Raw genomic sequence first — 1,965 nt, forward strand, 5'->3', positions numbered from 1 at the left:
ACCGGATAGACATGATAGATATTATGGGTAATAAAAATACATGATTTACCCTTCTTTTTAATGTCATCAACAAAACCAAGTACTTTTTGAGTTTCGGACAAAGAAAGTCCGGTGGTTGGCTCATCAAGGATAATAAGATCAGCTTCAAAGTGAAGAGCCCGTGCTATGGCCACTCCCTGCTTTTCTCCACCTGACATTGTTCTAACCACTGCATCAGTAGTTAATGCCGAAGAGGTAAAACCCATATATTCTTTCATAATCCTCTCAGTTTTTTCTTTCTCTCTTTTTACATCGATAAATCCCCAGCGGGAGGTTATTTCTCTTCCCATAAAAATATTTCTCCAAAGACTATGCTCTTCACTTAAAGCACGTTCCTGAAAAACGGTTTCAATACCAATATCACGAGCTTTCGCCACACTAAAATTGACCAGTTTTTCTCCCTTCCAATAGAGATCACCGGAGTCCGGTTGATGGACTCCGGTGATAATCTTGATCAAGGTGGATTTCCCGGCACCATTATCACCTAATAAACCAACGACTTCATTGGTGTTAATCTCCAGGTTAATCCCCTTCAGGACCTCAACATGGCCAAACGATTTTTTGATATTACATAATTTGACCAAAGATTCTTGAGTAGTCACTAATTATCGAATCCCTTCTTCAGCCAGCTTCGCTACAGCTTCAACATTGCCTGCATCAATAAATCCGGAACCGGTATCGATATGAAGTCCGGAAAAACCATATTTTTTGGTTAAACAAATTTGGAGTATGGGCAGATATCCTTGGAGATAAGGTTGCTGATCGAGTATCAAATCACAGAAACCGTTTCGTATCGCTTCAACAGTAGCTGCTGTCAAGTCAAACCCAATCCCAATAACATCATCAGGACCCTTGCCAGCTCCCTTCAAATAGGTTTCTAAAGTAGCGGTGAGTCCACCATGATCAGTTACGATAATTTTGCAATCGGGGTGAGAAGAGAGATAACCGCTTACTATTGGAGTCCCCAGCGGGGCATCAGCGTTCACTTCGGGAGAAATCTCGATATAATCAACAACTAATTTGGCTTCTTCAAATGCATCGATTACTCCTTTGGTCCTCAGGCCACGAGTTTCCTGGGAAAGCAATCCCCAAACCATAGCCCGATCCCCTTCCTTAAGACCAAACTTTTCAACAGCTTTTTGACCTAAGGAATATCCAGAAGCATAGAGTTCCTGACCTACATATCCAAAACCTTTATCTTTATATTTCCCCTCTGCTATCGGCAGGGCAGTATTTTGTGAAGTAACGATAATACCAGCGGCGATGGCCTCATCAATAAGCGGATCAAGAGCATCATCACCAGGATGCCCCATTATTGCTATCCCATCAGGTTTCGCAGCTATGGCATCTTTGAACTGTGCAACCATCCGGTCAGGCTGCCACTGGGAAAACACATATTCAACCGTACAGCCAAAGTCCTCTTCAGCTGCTTTTGCACCTCGATATACCACTGAAGCAAAGGGATCTCCTTCTGATCCACCCGGGAAAAACCGAATCCGTATTTCTTCAAAATGTTTCCCCTGGGCTGATACTGCGCCAACCAAGGTTAAGACTAAAGACAAAACCACCATAAGAACTAAAATTTTCTTCATGCTTATACCTCCTTAATGGTTTAGAAAATATCCTTTTAAATTCCCCTTCTTAAATACTTTTTATTAACTTGGCCTCCCTTCCAGTGTTATTTTTTCATTTATAAACTTATTCTACCCCAATAAGTATAATTTTTTCAACATATATCAGTAAACAGCTGGAAGTATAATAAAGTCAATACTCATTTTACTCTTGATGAGTTATTTGTTCCTGTTTTATGGGTTTGACATCCAAGCTGCTTGATAATACCAGATGAAAAAAATACCCATCTAAAACCGTCAAAGCTAAGAGTACAACCTTTTTATGTTTGGATAACGTGGGAATTACATCCACCCA

General features: G+C 40.7%; 2 protein-coding genes. Both read right to left on the reverse strand.

Going from position 1 to position 1,965, the window contains the following annotated elements; all coding sequences use genetic code 11:
- The coding region (locus PLK24_RS11105) for an ATP-binding cassette domain-containing protein (protein ID WP_324479135.1) at positions 1-623 on the reverse strand (623 nt) is incomplete at its 3' end.
- 21 nt (positions 624-644) lie between these two features.
- On the reverse strand, positions 645-1,631 hold the full coding sequence (locus PLK24_RS11110) for a sugar ABC transporter substrate-binding protein (RefSeq protein ID WP_324479137.1): 987 nt from the start codon (positions 1,629-1,631) through the stop codon (positions 645-647).
- Positions 1,632-1,965 lie beyond the last annotated feature (334 nt).

The organism is Atribacter sp., assembly GCF_035418125.1.
In the GTDB taxonomy this organism is placed as follows: Bacteria; Atribacterota; Atribacteria; order Atribacterales; family Atribacteraceae; genus Atribacter; species Atribacter allofermentans.

Bases quoted from the DNA above. Each gene is read 5' to 3' on its own strand.
- PLK24_RS11110 (WP_324479137.1), bottom strand. From the start codon at position 1,631: ATGAAGAAAATTTTAGTTCTTATGGTGGTTTTGTCTTTAGTCTTAACC.